The organism is Aeromonas sp. YN13HZO-058, assembly GCF_001921245.1.
Taxonomy (GTDB): Bacteria; Pseudomonadota; Gammaproteobacteria; order Enterobacterales; family Aeromonadaceae; genus Aeromonas; species Aeromonas allosaccharophila.
The window spans coordinates 138415-154741 of the sequence record NZ_MQSY01000038.1 but is presented as its reverse complement, the minus strand read 5'-3'; the positions used below and the strand labels follow the sequence as shown (position 1 = coordinate 154741).

Sequence of the window (16327 nt, the reverse complement as noted above, 5' to 3'; positions counted from 1 at the left end):
AGAGGCCGCATCATGCGGCCTCTCGCGTTTCAGTTCGCCGGGGATCAGATCCCCGCCAGCGCCAGCGCCTGACGATAGTACTCGTTGGCCTTGTTGGTGAGGCGGCGCTTGTCCATCAGCTGGCCGAGGGCGTGGTAGGCGGCGGCGCTCGGCGCCCGCTCCACTTCCTGCTCCAGCAGCTTCTGGGCATCGTCCAGCTGACCGGCCAGCAGATAGAGCTGGGCCAGTGCGGTGTCTACCTCCGGTTGCCCCTGCTGTTTTTGCAACAGCGCCAGCAGCGGTTGGTAGCTGTCGAGTTTCAGCTTGGGCAGGCGAGCCAGCAGCTGTGGCATCGGCTGTTTGCGCAGCGCCTCCTGCCACAGGGTGGCGGCTTCGTTGTCGGCACCGAGCTGGCGCAGCAGATCGCCGTAGCAGGTCAGCAGTTCCGGCTCAAGGCGCAGCTTGCGCGGCAGATCCTGCCATACGGCCTTGAGGGTTTCGAGACTGCCGGCAGCCTGTTGCAGGCGGCCACACCAGGCCTGTTGCAGCAGATCTTCTTCCTGTTTCGGGGTCAGCTTGCCCACCTTGTGCAGCGCCGGGATCAGGTCGCACAGGGCGCTCCAGTCCTGACGGGCCAGATGCACCTGACGCAGCTGATCCAGCACCATGGGGTGGCGCGGGTTGAGGGCGTAGACCGACTCCAGCATCGCCAGTGCGGTATCGTACTGCCCCTGCTCGATCTGCAATTGGGTTTGGGTCAGAGTGAGCGCCAGCTCGGCCTTGGGGTTCTCCTCCTGCGCTTTTTGCAGGTATTGATCCCGGCGGGCGTCGTCACCACGGGCCTGCGCGGCCTTGGCGGCACTCAGGTAGTTGAGCAGCGGGGTGTCGCTGTTGCTGGCCCCCTTGATCAGCAGCTTTTCGGCCTGACTGTATTGCCCTTCGGCCATCGCCAGGGTGGCGGCAACGGTCTGCTGATTGGCCTTGCGGCGGCGGCGCGAGCCGTACCAGCCGAGGGTCTTGCGACGCAGGCCGAACACCCGGCCCAGCAGCCACTCGACGATCAGCAGGGCGCCGTAGAACAGCACCGCCAGGATCACCGCACTGGTGACGGAGGATTCGATGGTGTAATTGCCAAGGGCAATCAGCACATAGCCCTTGTTGCCGGAGGCTTGCGGGCCAAAGATCAGCCCTGCGACCATCACGGCAACCAGAATGATTATACGGATCATGGTGCCCTCCTCAGCTGCTGGCCAGAATGCGTTGCAGGCGTTCGGTCAACACCTGCTCCAGCATCGCCTGGGTCTTGAACTGGGCCGGATAGTCGATCTGGATCTGCTCACCCTTGAGCTTGTCGATCTCGCCCTGCATGTAGCGGGTGGCGCTGTTGTCGGTATCGAAATACTGGGTCAGCCAGCGCTGGGCCTTGTCCAGGCTGTCTTCGTAGAGCGCCTGCTGCTCGCGATAGACGGAGAGCTGGGCCTGCAACAGCTTGGTCTTGAGGTTTTCACGCAGGAAGATCTCCTGCTGCGGCGAAAGCAGCGCCTCGACTGCGCCATCGCGGCGACGGATGGTGACGAAGTTCTCGGTGAACTTGACCCAGTTCTTCTTCAGGTTGCTCTCCCACTCGTCGGGATTGGTGCTGACAGCCTGATCCGGTTCGGCCTTGGTTTCCGGCATGCTGACGGTGGAGAGGGGCAGCAGCTCGATCTGGTCGGACAGCGCGGCCAGCTTGAGGGTCAGCCCCTCGCGGTCGATGCGCGGCATTCCCTTGAGCTTGGCGATATCTTCGGCCAGCGCCTTGCGGATCGGCATCAGGCTGGGGTCGTTGAGGGCAGCGATGCGCTCGTCAGCGTTGCCGAGCAGGGTGATGGCGGAGACGAGGTCATGTTCCAGCCAAAGTTTGCGGCCCGCCATCCGTACCAGATACTCGGATTCGGCCAGCATCCAGTCGTTGGGGCGCTTGTCGTTGAGATCCAGTACCCGATTCTGCAGGCCCTGCATCTCCCCTTGCAGCCGCTGTTGGGTTTGATCCAGTGCGGCCAGCTGCTCGGCATCCTTGCTGCTGGTCTGGTCGATCTTGCTCAGGGCGCTCGCCAGCTGCTGCTTGAGCTGGGCCAGTTCGGCCTGCTGGGCCACGGCATTCTTGTGACCGTGCAGATAGAGACCTCCGGTCAGGCCAAGGGCCAGCAGGATGGCGACCCCTCCCAGTGCGGCACCGGAGCGGTTCTTGCTGCCATTGACCACAGCAGTCGGCTGGGGTTTGACCTGGGATTCTTGTTGTTCTGTCATTCCATCTTCCTCAGTTCCAGTGCGGCCGTCAGGGCCTGGTTGGATGCACCTTGGGCAATCGTGATATGGATAAAGCCCGCTGCGCTGGCCATCTCGGCCACGCGCGGGCTGGGGACCACCAGCAGGCGGTCAAAAAGCCAGGGCCGCTGGTGGTCGGGAACCAGCTCCAGCAGCCGTTGCAGCAGTTCACCACTGGTAATGAGCAGGCTGTCCAGCCCCGCGGCCTGCCAGTGATGGGTCAATGTCTCCCCGTCTAGCTCGGGGTAGTGGCGCTCATAGGCCGCACAATAGTGCACCAGAGCACCGCGTGAGGCCAGCGTGCTGGCGATGAGATCCCGCCCGCCATTGCCACGCAGGATCAACACCCGTTTACCTGCCACCTGCTGCAGGGCGGGCAGGGCCAGCAGCCCTTCGCTACGCGGGTCATCCGGGCAGGTCGCGGTTATGCCGACGGCGGCGAACGCATCGGCGCTGGCCTGACCCACCGCAAAGTACTCAATATGTGGCCAGGTCTGACCAGTTTGCAACAGAAAATCGTGTGCAAAATGAACGGCATGGATGCTGACCGCGATAACGATGTCGGCACTGCGCAGCAGGTCGGGCAAGCAGGGGAGTTCACTGCCCGCCACGGTTTCCAGCAGCGGGCAGCAGAGCGGTGCATGACCGTGCTGACGCAGCAACTGCACCAGCTCGGCGGCCTGAGCGGCCGGACGCACCACCAGCGGGGTCATGCGCGGTAGACCTCGGCCAGGATTTCGTCGGCACCGGCGGCCAGCAGGCGCTGGGCCAGTTGCTCGCCGAGCGCTTCTCCATCGGCCAGCGGGCCGCGGATCTCGTCACGGATCACCTGGGTGCCATCCGGGCTACCCACCAGACCGCGCAGCCAGATCTGCTCGCCTTCGACCAGTGCGTAAGCACCGATAGGGACCTGACATCCCCCTTGCAGGGCGCGGTTCATGGCGCGCTCGGTCAGCACCCGGGCGCGGGTCTCGGCGTGCTCCAGCGGCGCCAGCAGGGCGTGCAGTTCGTGATCGTCGATGCGGCATTCGATGCCGACGGCGCCCTGACCGTTGGCGGGCAGGCTCTGCTCCGGCTCGATAAAGGCGGTGATGCGTTGCGCCATCTCCAGTCGTTTCAGACCGGCGGCGGCGAGGATGATGGCGTCGTACTCACCGGCATCCAGTTTGGCGAGGCGAGTGTTGACGTTGCCACGCAGGTCGCGGATCACCAGATCCGGGCGCGCGGCACGCAACTGGCATTGGCGGCGCAGGCTGGAGGTGCCGACCACGGCCCCTTGCGGCAGCTCGGCAATGGCCTTGAAACGGTTGGAAACGAAGGCATCGCGGGGATCTTCCCGCTCGCAGATGGTGTGCAGACCGAGCCCCTCGGGGAACTCCACCGGCACGTCTTTCATGGAGTGAACGGCGATATCGGCCCGTCCTTCCAGCATGGCGGTCTCCAGCTCCTTGACGAACAACCCCTTGCCACCGACCTTGGCCAGCGGGGTATCGAGGATTTTGTCACCCTGAGTGCTCATGGGCACCAGTTCGACCTGCAACTGCGGGTGCAGGGCTTCGAGCCGGTCTTTGACAAAGTTGGCCTGCCACAGGGCCAGCGGGCTCTTGCGAGTGGCAATTTTCAGGGTTCGGGCTGCCATATCAATCAGTTGTTTCATTTTTAGAAGGAAATCGATATTACCACCCTTTGCCCGGGCTTTCATGGCGGAGCCGGCAAAAGCGGGGCCAAGCTCAAAAATGCATGCTGAAAATGATTTTCATTAAGTCATGCAGGATGATTAATTCATTGAATATATTGGAATTTAACGATTTCTCCTGATACTTTTTGTGGTCATACCAGAAATAATCTGACGATTAGCGGAAGGCTTGTTTACCACTGCTGTTTGCATTGTTAACATGATCACACTTTTTTGACGTATCCCCCTTTTGGTGCGTCATTTTCACTTAGGTGATAGGCAGGGCATTGCAGGAACACATCGATACGCTGGTTGCGCGTTATGACGACATTACCCGTCTCAAGACGCAACGGGCGTTAGGCCTCATGAGTCGCTATGGGCAGCAGGTATTTCAACTGCTGCCTGTCATGCTGCACTTCAATCACCCCCTGCTGCCCGGTTATGTCTCCGGTGATGTTCCTCATGGCATCTGGAGCTTCAGCGCCACCGCCGAGCAGCAAGCCTTTATCGATGACCTCTGTCGCAACGCCAACTGTCAGAACGGTCTTGCCACCCATGATCGGGCCATTCAGGGGCTCTACTCCATGGGCAGCACCTCCTCCATCGGGCAATGCTGTCACTCCGATCTCGATATCTGGGTCTGCCACGTTGCCGGTTTGTCGCAGGAGCGGCTCGATCTGCTGGAGCTGAAATGCCAGCAACTCTCCAAGTGGGCCGAACAGCGCGGGGTCGATCTCAACTTCTTCCTGATCCCGGAAGACAAGTTCCGCCAGACCAATGATGCCCAGATGCAGGGGGAGAGCTGCGGCAGTGCCCAGCACCTGCTGCTGCTCGACGAGTTCTACCGCAGTGCCATGCATATCGCGGGCAAGCGCTTGATCTGGTATCTGGTGCCCATCGAGTGTGACGAACACTACGATGAGTATGTGAACGAGCTGTTCGAGAGCGGCAAGCTCAAGCAGGACGACTGGCTCGATCTGGGCAGTTTTGACCGTATTCCGGCCGAAGAGTATTTCGGCTCCGCCCTGTGGCAGCTCTACAAGGGGATCGACTCCCCCTACAAGGCGGTGCTCAAGTCGGTGCTGATGGAAGCCTACTCCCACGAGTACCCCAATACCCGTCTGCTGTCGATGACTGGCCGTGACTGGTTCCAGCACAACGAGGGGATGCACTACCGGCTCGACAACTACTGTCTGATGCTGGACAAGGTGACCAACTACCTCAAGTCCATCGGCGACATGGCGCGGCTCGATCTGGTGCGTCGCTGCTTCTACCTCAAGGTGTGCGACGGCCTCAGCCATCCCAAGGATGATCACTCCCCCGAGTGGCGCCGCGAGCAGATGAGCCAGCTGGTCTCCTATTGGGGCTGGAGTCAGGACAAACTCTATCAACTCGATCACCGCCACGAGTGGAAGATCGAAGAGGTGAAGATCGCCCACGCCGAGCTGCTGGAAGCCCTGATGCAGAGCTACCGCAACCTGATCCAGTTCGCCCGTCGCAACAACATCAGTGAGTCGATCAACCCGGAAGATATCGGCATTTTGTCGCGCAAGCTCTATGCCGCGTTCGAGAGCCTGCCGGGCAAGGTGCAGCGCATCAACCTCAAGATCGCGCCGGATCTGAGCGAGCCGGATCTCAGCTTCGTGCAGGTGCCCCACGGTCGCCTCAACCGCGCCGGTTGGTATCTCTACAAACATTCGCTGGAGCCGGTGGACATCATTGGCCGCGCGCCGCTCGAGTTCAACGGTTACATCAGCAAGCTGGTCTCCTGGGCCTATTTCAACGATCTGTTGACGCCCCAGTCGCGGGTGCACCTGTTCAATCAGGGCTCGGATCTGCACATCGACAATCTGCACCAGTTCTGTCGCGATCTCTCCGGCTGCTTCCCCGAGAAGTACCCGCTGGCCACCAACCTGGCCCTCAGCCGCCCGTGCGAGATCCGTCAGCTCTCCATCTTCCTCAATCTGGAGATGGATCCGACCAGCCACTGGGTTGGTCAGGTGATCGAGTTTGACGCCAATACCGTGGATGTCTTCTCGTTCGGCCGCAATCAGGAGTGTCTGGTGGGCTCGGTGGATCTGGTCTATCGCAACTCCTGGAGCGAGATCCGCACCCTGCACTTCCAGGGGGATGAAGCGGTGGTCGATGCCCTCACCACCATCCTTGGCAAGATGCATCAGGATGCGGCCGCCCCCGAGATGATCGAGGTGTTCTGCTACAGCCAGCACTTCCGCTCTCTGGTGCGCTCCCGCTTCCAGACCCTGGTGGCCGAGTGTATCGACCTGCGCCTCGCCCGTGACAAGCAGCAGCTGGTCAAGACCATGGCCCTTGGCCGCGAGAAGTACGGCATCTTCTTCGAACGGCGCGGGGTGTCGGTGAAGAAGCTGGAAAACGCCATCGACTTTTACCGCCACATCTCCCACAACAAGCTGGATCACCTGCCACTGCGGCTCGACAAGACCCACAGCCAGCATCTGCCGAGCATCGTCGATGCTTACGCCAGCGAAGGCCTGGTGCAGTTCTTCTTCGATACCCGGGATGCGGGTACCAACATCTACATCCTCGATGAGGCTAACCGGGTGGAGATCTACCAGCACTTCGCCGGCAACAAGGATGAGCTGGTGGCGGGGGTCAACCGCTTCTACACCTCCAATCACGAGCGGTTCAGCGATGATGGCCAGTTCATCAACTTCAACCTGCCCCAGTACTACGAGATAGTACAAGTGAATGGCGAGCTGGATGTGATCCCCTATCGCAGTCAGGGCACTCTGCGCGAGCAGGTGCCGCCCACCCGGGAAGTGGGCTGATCCGTCAGTGGAAATCGCCATAAAAAACGGCCTGCAGATGCAGGCCGTTTGCTTTTGCGGGGTAGCTCAGGCGCCGAGGCGAGCCAGCAGCCAGCTGCGAATATCGCCGAGCTGCGGACGGCAGATCTCGTGGCGCATCGGGTACTCGTGCCACTCGGGGGCGAGTCCGGCACTTTCCAGCCGGTTCTTGGCATCCCAACCCAGCGACAGGCTCACCACATCGTCATAGATGCCGTGCATGTAGCAGATGGGCAGGGTGCGAGCGGCCTCGCTCATCTCGCCGAGCAATTTGTCGGGAGCCGCCAGATAGGTGGACATGCAGAGCAGGCCCGCCAGCGTTGCCTGATAGCGCAGCGCGGTGAAGGAGGCAATCACCCCGCCCTGGGAGAAGCCCGCCAGCACGATGCGCTCGGGGGCAAACCCGTCGGCCACCAGCTGATTGAGCAGGGCGGCAATCTGGTCGGCCGAGTCACGGACATGGGACTCCACGGCCCGCTCGGCGGGATCCTCGAAGCTCTTGATGTCGTACCAGCCGCGCATCTTGTAGCCCATGTTGATGGTGATGGATCGCTCGTGGGCATCCGGCAGCAGATGGCGCACCGGCAGATCGGTGGGCAGGTCCAGCGCGTCCACCAGCGGGGCGAGACCGGCGCCGGAATCACCCAGCCCGTGCAGCCAGATCACCGCATGGCGGGCGCCCTGCGGGTGCAGGTCAATCATGGGAACACCACGGTTTCGCCAGCCTGGGCGGTGCAGGACTTGCTCAACAGCGCCTTGAGCTCGTGGCCGAAGCGGTTGTCGATCCAGGTGTCACCCTGCAGGTCGAAGTGGAAGCCGTTCTCGCGGGTGGCGACCCAAATCTGGTGCAGTGGCTCCTGCTTGTTGATGATGACCTTGGTCTTGTTCTCGAAAGAGAGGGTCAATACGCCGCCGTTGCGTTCGCAGTCGATATCCGGATACCCCTCGTCGAGAGTGTCTTCCACATATTGGAAAAAGGCGTCGGTCAGGGCGTGATACTCGTGATCCTTCATCGGTTTATCCTGTTGCTTTTAACAATGTGAGTGCGATTATAGAGGGCCAAAAATTTTTTCGCAGCGAACCATTATGATCACCCAGTTCACCAAGTGTCTGCTTGCCACTCTTCTGTCCCTCGGGTTGGCCGCGTGCGGTCTGAAGGGGCCGCTCTATATGCCGCCCCCCGAGCAGCCACAGAGCCAGAGTACACCGCAAGCAGCACCGCCTGCGACCTCCGAGGCTGCCACCGAGGCCGCGCCGCACTAATGCCGCACCCATTCTAGGAAGGAACCGCCCCCTTGGATCACTTTAACTACGACGCCGACGGCCAGCTTCAGGCCGAGCAAACCTCGCTGCAACAGCTCGCCGAGCAGTACGGTACCCCGCTTTATGTCTACTCCCGGGCGACCCTCGAGCGCCACTGGCACGCCTTCGACAAGGCCGCTGGCGATATTCCCCATCTGATCTGCTATGCGGTGAAGGCCAACTCCAACCTGGCGCTGCTCAACCTGCTGGCCCGTCTGGGCTCGGGGTTTGACATCGTCTCCGGTGGCGAGCTGTCGCGGGTACTGGCGGCGGGCGGTGATCCGGGCAAAGTGGTCTTCTCCGGCGTGGCCAAGAGCGAAGCCGAGATGCGCCTCGCGCTGGATAAAGAGATCCTCTGTTTCAATCTGGAGTCTGAAGCCGAGCTGGAGCGCCTCAATCGGGTGGCGGGCAGCATGGGCAAGAAAGCTCGCGTTTCGGTGCGGGTCAATCCGGATATCGATGCCGGTACTCACCCCTATATCTCCACCGGCCTCAAGCAGAACAAGTTCGGCATTCCCATCGAGCTGGCGCCAGCCATCTACCGCAAGGCGGCGGCGATGGCGAACATCGAGATCGTCGGGGTGGATTGCCATATCGGCTCGCAACTCACTGAATTGAATCCCTTCATGGAAGCCGCCGACAAACTGCTGCGGCTGATCGACGGTCTGGCTGCAGAAGGGATTCATATCCATCATCTGGATGTGGGCGGTGGTCTCGGGGTCAACTATGGTTCCGAGCAGCCACCCCATCCGACCGAATATGCCGAAGCGCTGAAGCAGAAGCTGGCGGGTCGGGATCTGACTCTGCTGTTCGAGCCGGGCCGCGCCATCGTCGCCAATGCCGGTGTGCTGCTGACTCGGGTTGAGTATCTGAAACCGGGCGAGACCCGCAACTTCGCGCTGATCGATGCCGGCATGAACGACATGCTGCGCCCCTCGCTCTACGGCGCCTGGATGAACATCATCGAGGTGGATAGCCGCGCCGGTCATGCTCCCGCGCTCTATGATGTGGTGGGCCCGGTGTGCGAGACCGGCGACTTCCTCGGCAAGGAGCGCACCCTGGCGATTGCCGAGGGCTCTCTGCTGGCGGTGCGTTCGGCCGGTGCCTACGGCTTTACCATGTCATCCAACTACAACACCCGTCCGCGGGCGGCCGAAGTGCTGGTGGATGGTGCCGAGGCGCACCTGATCCGCGAGCGTGAGCAGTTGGCCGATCTCTGGCGCGGTGAGCACCTGCTGCCCTGATGTAGTAGATAGAGACGACAGAATTTTACAGCCCTGACAGCACAGGAATGCACGATGTGGATAGGTTTTTCCGGGATGTGTGGGGCTGTGGACAACGACTTCATAGTGGTTGACGGTGAGTTTTTACAGCCCTAACAGCACAGGAATGCACGATGTTGATAGATTTTTCCAAGATGCATGGCTTGGGCAACGACTTCATGGTGGTGGATGGCGTCACCCAGAAGGTATTTTTCAGCAATGACGTCATCAAGAAGATGGCTGATCGCCACTTCGGGATCGGCTTTGACCAACTGCTGCTGGTCGAGCCGCCCTATGACCCTGAACTCGACTTTCACTATCGCATTTTCAATGCCGATGGCAGCGAGGTGGAGCAGTGCGGCAACGGCGCCCGCTGTTTTGCCCGTTTCGTGCGCCTCAAGGGGCTGATCAACCGGGATCGCATCGCGGTCAGTACCGCCCGGGGTCGCATCGTGTTGCAGCTGGAGGGGGAAAATCAGGTCACGGTCAACATGGGGGTGCCCCAGTTCGAGCCGGGCAAGATCCCGTTCCGGGCCCAGAAGGCAGAGAAAACCTATCTGCTGCGGGCGCAGGAGCATACCGTGATGTGTGGCGTGGTCTCCATGGGCAATCCCCACTGTGTCATCGAGGTGCCTTCGGTCGCCGATGCGCCGGTCGAGACGCTGGGCGCCATCATGGAGCGCCATGAGCGTTTTCCCGAGCGGGTCAACGTCGGCTTCATGGAGATGGTCAACGCCACCGAGATCCGCTTGCGGGTGTTCGAGCGCGGGGTGGGTGAGACCCTGGCCTGCGGCACCGGTGCCTGTGCGGCGGCGGTGATTGGCATCAGCCAGGGCAAGCTCAAGGAGCGGGTCACCGTCAGTCTGCCGGGCGGCAAGCTGACCATCGCCTGGAAGGGGCCGGGTCAGCCGGTCTACATGACAGGCCCCGCCGAGCATGTGTTTGACGGCCAGATAGAGGTTTAGCCGATAAAGGTTCAGGTACGGGGGGCGCTGGCCCCCTTTGCCCATGATGTCGGGGCAGCGAGCCCCATTTCTCTGATGGATCAACCAATTTATGAGCGAACTCAAACGGCAGGAGCAATCGGTGGATGAAGCCACTGTGCTGGAGTACCTGGCCCGTTATCCCGAGTTTTTCCAACGCCATGCCGCCGTGCTGGACCGGATCCGCATTCCCCATGAACGCAAAGGGTCGGTCTCGCTGGTAGAACGCCAGCTGGAGCGTCAGCGCGAGCGGATCGAACAGCTGGAGCAGGAGATCACCGAATTGATGGGGATCGCCAGCGAGAACGAGCGGATCTTCCGGGTCTATGCCGATCTCTACGGCGAGCTGTACGGTTGCCAGACTCTGTTCGAGGTGAGTGCCGTGATGGGCAAGGCCTTCGTCCAGCGGTTGCGTCTGACCGGGCTGCGGCTCTGGCTCAATCCCAAGAAGTTTGCCCTGAGCGGGCCCGAGCAGCGCTTTCTGGCGCAGGGCAAGCAGCTGGAATCCCTGCTGGGTCAGCGTCTACCGGGGCAGGATTACTACTTTGGCCGCCTGAGCCAGAGCGAGAAGCAAGCGCTGTTTGGCCACGATGTGCTGGTCAACTCGGTCGCCCTGATGCGGCTCGGCGATCTCGGTGTGCTGGCCTTCGCCAGCTCGGATCCCAGCCACTTCACCCCCCACAACGACACCTTGCTGCTGGGCCAACTGGGGCGCCTGCTGCAATTGCGTCTGCCCGAGCTGACTCATGGCTAGAACACCGGCCAGGGCGCCTGCCAAGGCTCCCGCCGTCGCGCCGCCCCTGCCTGCTGCACTGGCGGATGAGCTGGCGGCTTTTATCGAATACCTGAGGGTCGAGCGTCAGCTCAGCCCTCACACCCGTAATAACTACCAAGCCCATCTGGAGGCGATGACCGTCGAGCTGGTTGCCTTGGGTTTGGCTGACTGGGGCAGGCTCGAGGCGAGTCAGGTGCGCACTCTGGTGACCCGGATGCACAAGGGGGGGCTGGCGCCCCGATCGCTCGCCACCAAGGTCTCTGCCCTGCGCAGCTTTTGCGACTGGCAGGTGCGGCAGGGGCGGCTGACCGCCAATCCGGCCCGCGGCATCGTCACCCCCAAACAGGGGCGACCGCTGCCGAAAAACCTCGACGTGGACGAGATGTACCAGCTGCTCAACATCACCGACGAGCAGGATCCGCTGGCGGTGCGGGATCGCGCCATCATGGAGCTGATGTACTCCTCAGGGTTGCGCCTCGCCGAGCTGGTGGGGATCAATCTGGTGGATCTGAAGCTCGACGACCGTCAGCTCAAGGTGACCGGCAAGGGCTCGCGGGAGCGGGTGCTGCCCATCGGCCGGATGGCGGTCGAGTGGCTGCAGAAATGGCTCAAGGTGCGCCCGCTGCTGGCCGGGGACGAGAGCGAGGCGCTGTTTGTCTCCAGCCGCAAGCAGCGGCTGTCGGCCCGCTCGGTGCAGGCCCGCCTCGATGGCTGGGGCAACAAGCAGGCGCTCAACGCCCACGTCCATCCCCACAAGCTGCGCCACAGCTTTGCCACCCATATGCTGGAGTCCTCCGGCGATCTGCGGGCGGTGCAGGAGCTGCTGGGACACGCCGATCTCTCCACCACCCAGATCTATACCCACCTCGACTTCCAGCATCTGGCCAAGGTTTACGACAGCGCCCACCCAAGGGCCAAGCGTGACCCGGATGCGCAGGACGATGAATAACGGGCCCCGAGCCCCGTTGCAGAGGAGAGTCCATGCACTTCTATCGCCGCTGGCAGCCGGTTGCTGCCATCTCGTTTGACCTCGATGACACCCTCTATGACAACGGCCCCGCCATCGTGCGCGCCGAGCAGTGGATGCTGAGCCATCTGCGCAGCGAATATCTGGCCACCGCCATGCTCGACAAGCCGCGCTGGCTGGAACTCAAGCGCAGTGTGCTGAACGGCGCCCCCGAGCTACGCCACGATGTCAGTCTGGCGCGCCAGCAGACCATCCGCGCCGCCATGGTCGCGGGGGGGATGGCCGACCAGCAGGCCAGCCGCGAGGCGGAGCAGGTGTTTGCTGCGTTTCTGGCAGAGCGCTCGAAGATCGAGGTGAGCGAGTCCACTCATCGGCTACTGGCCAGACTGGCCGAGCGATACCCGCTGGTGGTCATCACCAACGGCAATCTGGATCTGGCGCAGGCAGGACTGGAACGCTACTTCACGCTGGTTTGCAAGGCGGGGGCGGGCGCCAGAATGAAACCGGCATCGGATATGTTTGAGCAGACCCGCAGCGCCCTCAAGCTGCCAGCGGAGCGGATCCTCCATGTGGGGGATCATCCCGAGACCGATGTGCTGGGGGCCCGTTTGCACGGCTTTCGCGCCGCCTGGCTCAACGAGCGGCAGCAACCGTGGCAACAGCTGCAACTGTTGCCGGATGTGGAGCTGACGGCGCTGGAGGAGTTGACCGAGCTGTTGCTCTGATGGCGCTGGCGGGTGGCCATGCTCAGGCGGCAATGGCTGTCAGTGAATTGCGATGTATGGCAAAGGGTTACGACCGCTATTTGCGGCAAACCAGCCCGAGCAGGGTGTAGCGATCGCGCTGGTTGACGCGGCAGTAACTGATGCCGACGGGCAGCGCCTGCTGCAGGGTGATGGCGCTGTTCTGATAGCGGCAGACCAGATAGAGGGGGCTCAGGCTGCTATCGAGCTGGCTCCAGTAGTGGATCTCGTCGTTGTCGCCATTATCCGGTTTGAGTTGGGCCAGCTCGGCAGGATCACCGTCGAGCAGGGCCAGATTATCGAGCCGGTGGCTGAGGGTTTCGCCCGGTTTGCCATCGTCATCGCGGGTGAACGCCTGCCAGCCCTGCTGCGGTGTCAGCAGTTGCTGGCGAGTCTCGATGGTGGCGGGACAATCAAATTGCAGGCTGGCGGCAAGGGCCAGGGTGGTCAGTAACATGGCTGCGGCTCTCTCTTCAAATCCTCACTATCGTGCCATGCTACGTCATCTTCCACCGAACAGCTTCATCAGTTTATCAAGCAGATCAAGCTGTTGTGGTGGTTGTTTCATGGCTTCCGCCTCTCGCTCCAGCAGCGCCCGCTGCTCCTGCTGGCGGTCGCTCAGCACCCGGTAGAGGGGCTCGACCAGCGATTCCCGCTGCATCACCAGCTCCTGAAACATGGCCTGATTGATGCGATAGGTTTCGACGGTGGCCACCGCCCGTACCGTGAAGGAGCTGGGCTCACCGGTGAGCAGGCTCAGCTCGCCAAAGAAGTCCCCCGCGTTGAGGGTGCCCAGTTTAAGCTCCCGTCCCTCGACGTTGACCACCATCTCGGCTTCCCCTTTGACCAGCACGAACAGCCAGCTGGAGACATCCCCCTGCTCCTGCATGATGTCGCCGCTGACGAAGGGGGCGAACTTCACCTGATCGGCCAACTGGAGCAGCTCGTCCTCCTGCAACATGGCAAACAGCGGCAGTTTGCGCAGGGTGTCGGTACGCTCGGCCGTGTGGCGCTTGTGGCGCGCATCCTGATGTTGTTTCTCCTTGCTCATGAAGACGTTGAAGATCGGCGGGGTGAGGCGGCGATCGTTGCGGCGCAGGGCAGCATCGATCAGGCTGCGCACCATGGAGTCGGTCGGATCGTCGCGAGCCAGATCGGTCAGCCAGTAGCGCACCGCGTAGCGGGCAATCCCCCCTTCGACGTTCATCAGCAGGCAGTCCGGTTGCGGATACTTGGCGACGCAGGGGAGCTTGGTCTCCCGCAGGGATTTCTCGATCAGCGCGATGATCTGGGTCGGCAGGGTATCCAGCGTCAGATCGAACCAGACCCAGCGCCGCCACTGCAGCGGTTCGCCCCGACGGCGGCCAAGCACGGTGAAGCGCTGTTTGAGCAGGTGGCTGTTTGGGATGACGACGGTCTCCCAGTTGCGGGTCTCGATGGTGGTGGCACGCCAGTTGATCTCCACCACCCGGCCCTGAGTGGTATCCACTTGCAACCAGTCACCGATGGCAATGGAGTTGTCGAGCTGAATGGAGACCCCGGCCAGCAGGTTGCCGAGAGTATCCTGCATGGCGAAGGCGATGACCGCAGTGATCACCGCCGAGGTGGTGACTATCTCCCCGAGCGCCATACCGGAGGCGTAGAGGCGAAACAGACCCCAGCCGATATAGCCGATGGTAATGACGATATCGGCGATGATCCGCGGGATCCGCACATGGCAGAGGGGTAGCAGAAACTCGAACAGCAGGATCCCCCACACCTTGACCAGTATCAAACCCGCCAGCAGGGTGGAGATCTCGACCAGCAGTTGATGGGGCAGCGGCAGTTTGAACCAGCCCCCTTCGAGCTGGATCAGCAGGATGACCACCGCGCTTATCATCACGAAGCCGAGCTCGGAGAGCAGCTCCCGTCGCTGTCCCGGGCGGCGCCAGAAGTGGGTCAGCATCAGGGAGAGGGTGAGCAGGGTCCAGAACGGGTGTTCGCCAATCCAGATCAGTGTCGGTAGCGCAGTGAAGTTATCGCCAGCCATAGCAGCACCTTATTGTGGTTTACCTCCAGCATAGCTGCTGCGGTGCGGGGAAATGGTGCGTTGGGGCAGCAATTTATTTATCCTGTGCAGGACAAGGCAAAGGAGTGCGATTACGTGGAATTTTCAAAGAAAATCATCTGTTTGATGGCCCTGTTGCCACTGGCTGGCTGCGATCTGCTGACGGACAAGTACCGGGTCGAGTTCAGGGATGGTTCCTGGCGCGAAATAGCCATTACCCCTTTCGCCAGTGAAGCGCGCTGGCGCGAGGGGTGTGCCACCGGCGAGGTGCTGACCGATATGAAGGTGCCCATCAAGCACGGCGACACGGTCAATGGTCGGGAGCAGTTGCTTATCGGGGGCGAGAAGTTCGAGCTGGATGACAACAACCTCTACCGCAGCAACGGTATGGTGTTTGGCCAATCCCCTGACCATATCCAGCGTGGGCTCAAGGGGATGGATATCTGCCGCACCCTGCGCCCCGAGCGGGGCGGACTGCCCAAACTCAAGGCGCGGGGGTTTGGCGACTGAATCGATGGGGCTTAGCGGCCTGCCATCAATGCACTGCGCTGGCGGCAGGCATCGCCAAAGGCCTGGAAGATCTTGATGGAGTGGGGGTTTTCATTGGCCTTCCACTCCGGATGCCACTGTACTGCCAGCAAGAAGGGTGACAGGGTGGGGGCATGAAGCGCCTCGATCAGCCCATCCTCGGCGTGGGCCAGTGGCTCCAGTCCGTTCCCCAACCGGTTGATGCCCTGTCCATGCAGGGAGTTGACCGGAATCCGCGCTTCCCCCATCAGCTCGGCAAACCAGCTTTCCGGCAGCAGCTCAATCTGATGGCTCGGCCCATACTGATCATCGACCGGATCGTCGGCATCCTCCCGATGATCGTCATAGCCCGGTTCGTTGTAGACCTTCTGATGAATGTCCCCCCCCAGTGCCACGTTGATCTCCTGCATGCCGCGGCAGATCCCGAGGATCGGCAAACCACGGGCCAGCGCGCCTTTGATCAGCGGCAGATCGAACAGGTCGCGATCTCTGTCCTGCTGTTTCTCCGGGGTGAGGTTCTCCTGGCCGTAGAGGGCCGGATCGATGTTGGAACCGGCCCCGCTCAGATAGACTCCATCGGCCAGATCCAGATACTGCTCCAGATCGGCGGTGCCGCAGCAGGTGGGCACCAGCAGCGGGACGCAGTTGCTGATGTCGACCAGCGGCATGATGTATTTGTGGGTCATCACCTGATAGGCGTGGCCGTTACGGGGCTGGGCACCCATGGTCATCAGCACGACCGGTTTACGAGTGGCGGGAGGCAGGGAATTTGGCATAGGGCACCTTGATTATCCTTGGCATTGAAGTCTCATCCTGCGCCTTGGGCAGGCCCTTGCAAACCGACCGGGCAAGGGCATGCCTCAAGGCATGGTCATGGGATCCGGCGTCGGGCAGGGTGGCAGAATCGTCGGTCAGCCTGGGCAGCAACAGCCTG

Annotated in this window: 17 protein-coding genes; 8 read left to right on the top strand and 9 right to left on the bottom strand. The window is 61.7% G+C overall.

Annotated features, from left to right (window positions below; all coding sequences use genetic code 11):
- Positions 1-44: 44 nt before the first annotated feature.
- Genes BSP75_RS09315 through hemC form a run of 4 tightly spaced genes read right to left on the bottom strand, consistent with a single transcriptional unit; the run spans position 45 to position 3925 of the window.
- Complete coding sequence (locus tag BSP75_RS09315; RefSeq protein ID WP_075112960.1) at positions 45-1208, bottom strand: heme biosynthesis HemY N-terminal domain-containing protein; 1164 nt, start codon at positions 1206-1208, stop codon at positions 45-47.
- Positions 1209-1218: 10 nt separating this feature from the next.
- Complete coding sequence (locus BSP75_RS09310; RefSeq protein WP_075112959.1) at positions 1219-2268, bottom strand: uroporphyrinogen-III C-methyltransferase; 1050 nt, start codon at positions 2266-2268, stop codon at positions 1219-1221.
- Positions 2265-2999: a uroporphyrinogen-III synthase gene (locus tag BSP75_RS09305; RefSeq protein ID WP_075112958.1), complete on the bottom strand. Its 735-nt coding sequence runs from the start codon at positions 2997-2999 to the stop codon at positions 2265-2267. The genes BSP75_RS09310 and BSP75_RS09305 overlap by 4 nt, the downstream gene beginning before the upstream one ends.
- On the bottom strand, positions 2996-3925 hold the full coding sequence (hemC, locus tag BSP75_RS09300; RefSeq protein WP_148140673.1) for a hydroxymethylbilane synthase: 930 nt from the start codon (positions 3923-3925) through the stop codon (positions 2996-2998). Before hemC ends, BSP75_RS09305 begins: the two co-directional genes overlap by 4 nt.
- Before the next feature lie 323 nt (positions 3926-4248).
- Between hemC and BSP75_RS09295 the strand changes: the two genes are divergently transcribed.
- Positions 4249-6768: a class I adenylate cyclase gene (locus tag BSP75_RS09295; protein ID WP_042061565.1), complete on the top strand. Its 2520-nt coding sequence runs from the start codon at positions 4249-4251 to the stop codon at positions 6766-6768.
- Between the two features lie 66 nt (positions 6769-6834).
- On the opposite strand, the gene BSP75_RS09290 is transcribed toward BSP75_RS09295, so the two are convergent.
- Positions 6835-7488 carry an alpha/beta hydrolase fold domain-containing protein gene (locus BSP75_RS09290; protein ID WP_075112956.1) on the bottom strand — a complete coding sequence of 218 codons (654 nt, stop codon included), beginning with the start codon at positions 7486-7488 and terminating at the stop codon, positions 6835-6837.
- Positions 7485-7799 (bottom strand): iron donor protein CyaY, encoded by a 315-nt coding sequence (gene cyaY / locus BSP75_RS09285; RefSeq protein ID WP_042655643.1) that lies wholly within the window; start codon positions 7797-7799, stop codon positions 7485-7487. The genes BSP75_RS09290 and cyaY overlap by 4 nt, the downstream gene beginning before the upstream one ends.
- 73 nt (positions 7800-7872) lie before the next feature.
- Between cyaY and BSP75_RS09280 the strand changes: the two genes are divergently transcribed.
- The 6 genes from BSP75_RS09280 to BSP75_RS09255 all read left to right on the top strand — a co-directional run bounded on the left by BSP75_RS09280 (position 7873) and on the right by BSP75_RS09255 (position 12800).
- Positions 7873-8049 carry a lipoprotein gene (locus BSP75_RS09280; protein WP_074045189.1) on the top strand — a complete coding sequence of 59 codons (177 nt, stop codon included), beginning with the start codon at positions 7873-7875 and terminating at the stop codon, positions 8047-8049.
- 32 nt (positions 8050-8081) lie between these two features.
- Positions 8082-9332: a diaminopimelate decarboxylase gene (lysA, locus tag BSP75_RS09275; RefSeq protein WP_075112955.1), complete on the top strand. Its 1251-nt coding sequence runs from the start codon at positions 8082-8084 to the stop codon at positions 9330-9332.
- A 152-nt stretch (positions 9333-9484) separates the two neighbouring features.
- On the top strand, positions 9485-10315 hold the full coding sequence (gene dapF, locus BSP75_RS09270) for a diaminopimelate epimerase (protein WP_042061560.1): 831 nt from the start codon (positions 9485-9487) through the stop codon (positions 10313-10315).
- Positions 10316-10406: 91 nt separating this feature from the next.
- Positions 10407-11087, top strand: a complete 681-nt coding sequence (locus BSP75_RS09265) for a DUF484 family protein (protein ID WP_058053479.1) — start codon at positions 10407-10409, stop codon at positions 11085-11087.
- Positions 11080-12057 (top strand): tyrosine recombinase XerC, encoded by a 978-nt coding sequence (xerC, locus tag BSP75_RS09260; protein WP_058053478.1) that lies wholly within the window; start codon positions 11080-11082, stop codon positions 12055-12057. The genes BSP75_RS09265 and xerC overlap by 8 nt, the downstream gene beginning before the upstream one ends.
- A 32-nt stretch (positions 12058-12089) precedes the next feature.
- Complete coding sequence (locus tag BSP75_RS09255; protein WP_075112954.1) at positions 12090-12800, top strand: HAD-IA family hydrolase; 711 nt, start codon at positions 12090-12092, stop codon at positions 12798-12800.
- 76 nt (positions 12801-12876) lie between these two features.
- Here the strand turns inward: BSP75_RS09255 and BSP75_RS09250 are convergent, their stop codons facing one another.
- Together BSP75_RS09250 and BSP75_RS09245 are read right to left on the bottom strand one after the other, a co-directional pair.
- Positions 12877-13275 carry an STY0301 family protein gene (locus BSP75_RS09250; protein ID WP_075112953.1) on the bottom strand — a complete coding sequence of 133 codons (399 nt, stop codon included), beginning with the start codon at positions 13273-13275 and terminating at the stop codon, positions 12877-12879.
- A 45-nt stretch (positions 13276-13320) separates the two neighbouring features.
- The gene (locus tag BSP75_RS09245) at positions 13321-14847 is read right to left on the bottom strand and encodes a mechanosensitive ion channel family protein (RefSeq protein WP_075112952.1); all 1527 of its coding nucleotides are present in this window, start codon (positions 14845-14847) and stop codon (positions 13321-13323) included.
- Between the two features lie 144 nt (positions 14848-14991).
- On the opposite strand from BSP75_RS09245, the gene BSP75_RS09240 reads away from it, so the two are divergent.
- Positions 14992-15375 (top strand): hypothetical protein, encoded by a 384-nt coding sequence (locus BSP75_RS09240; protein WP_042655741.1) that lies wholly within the window; start codon positions 14992-14994, stop codon positions 15373-15375.
- Positions 15376-15386: 11 nt separating this feature from the next.
- Here the strand turns inward: BSP75_RS09240 and BSP75_RS09235 are convergent, their stop codons facing one another.
- Positions 15387-16169, bottom strand: a complete 783-nt coding sequence (locus tag BSP75_RS09235) for a gamma-glutamyl-gamma-aminobutyrate hydrolase family protein (RefSeq protein WP_075112951.1) — start codon at positions 16167-16169, stop codon at positions 15387-15389.
- Positions 16170-16327: the final 158 nt, after the last annotated feature.

Bases quoted from the DNA above. Each gene is read 5' to 3' on its own strand.
- BSP75_RS09315 (WP_075112960.1), bottom strand. From the start codon at position 1,208: ATGATCCGTATAATCATTCTGGTTGCCGTGATGGTCGCAGGGCTGATC.
- BSP75_RS09310 (WP_075112959.1), bottom strand. From the start codon at position 2,268: ATGACAGAACAACAAGAATCCCAGGTCAAACCCCAGCCGACTGCTGTG.
- BSP75_RS09305 (WP_075112958.1), bottom strand. From the start codon at position 2,999: ATGACCCCGCTGGTGGTGCGTCCGGCCGCTCAGGCCGCCGAGCTGGTG.
- hemC (WP_148140673.1), bottom strand. From the start codon at position 3,925: ATGGCAGCCCGAACCCTGAAAATTGCCACTCGCAAGAGCCCGCTGGCC.
- BSP75_RS09290 (WP_075112956.1), bottom strand. From the start codon at position 7,488: ATGATTGACCTGCACCCGCAGGGCGCCCGCCATGCGGTGATCTGGCTG.
- cyaY (WP_042655643.1), bottom strand. From the start codon at position 7,799: ATGAAGGATCACGAGTATCACGCCCTGACCGACGCCTTTTTCCAATAT.
- BSP75_RS09280 (WP_074045189.1), top strand. From the start codon at position 7,873: ATGATCACCCAGTTCACCAAGTGTCTGCTTGCCACTCTTCTGTCCCTC.
- dapF (WP_042061560.1), top strand. From the start codon at position 9,485: ATGTTGATAGATTTTTCCAAGATGCATGGCTTGGGCAACGACTTCATG.
- BSP75_RS09265 (WP_058053479.1), top strand. From the start codon at position 10,407: ATGAGCGAACTCAAACGGCAGGAGCAATCGGTGGATGAAGCCACTGTG.
- xerC (WP_058053478.1), top strand. From the start codon at position 11,080: ATGGCTAGAACACCGGCCAGGGCGCCTGCCAAGGCTCCCGCCGTCGCG.
- BSP75_RS09255 (WP_075112954.1), top strand. From the start codon at position 12,090: ATGCACTTCTATCGCCGCTGGCAGCCGGTTGCTGCCATCTCGTTTGAC.
- BSP75_RS09250 (WP_075112953.1), bottom strand. From the start codon at position 13,275: ATGTTACTGACCACCCTGGCCCTTGCCGCCAGCCTGCAATTTGATTGT.
- BSP75_RS09245 (WP_075112952.1), bottom strand. From the start codon at position 14,847: ATGGCTGGCGATAACTTCACTGCGCTACCGACACTGATCTGGATTGGC.
- BSP75_RS09240 (WP_042655741.1), top strand. From the start codon at position 14,992: ATGGCCCTGTTGCCACTGGCTGGCTGCGATCTGCTGACGGACAAGTAC.
- BSP75_RS09235 (WP_075112951.1), bottom strand. From the start codon at position 16,169: ATGCCAAATTCCCTGCCTCCCGCCACTCGTAAACCGGTCGTGCTGATG.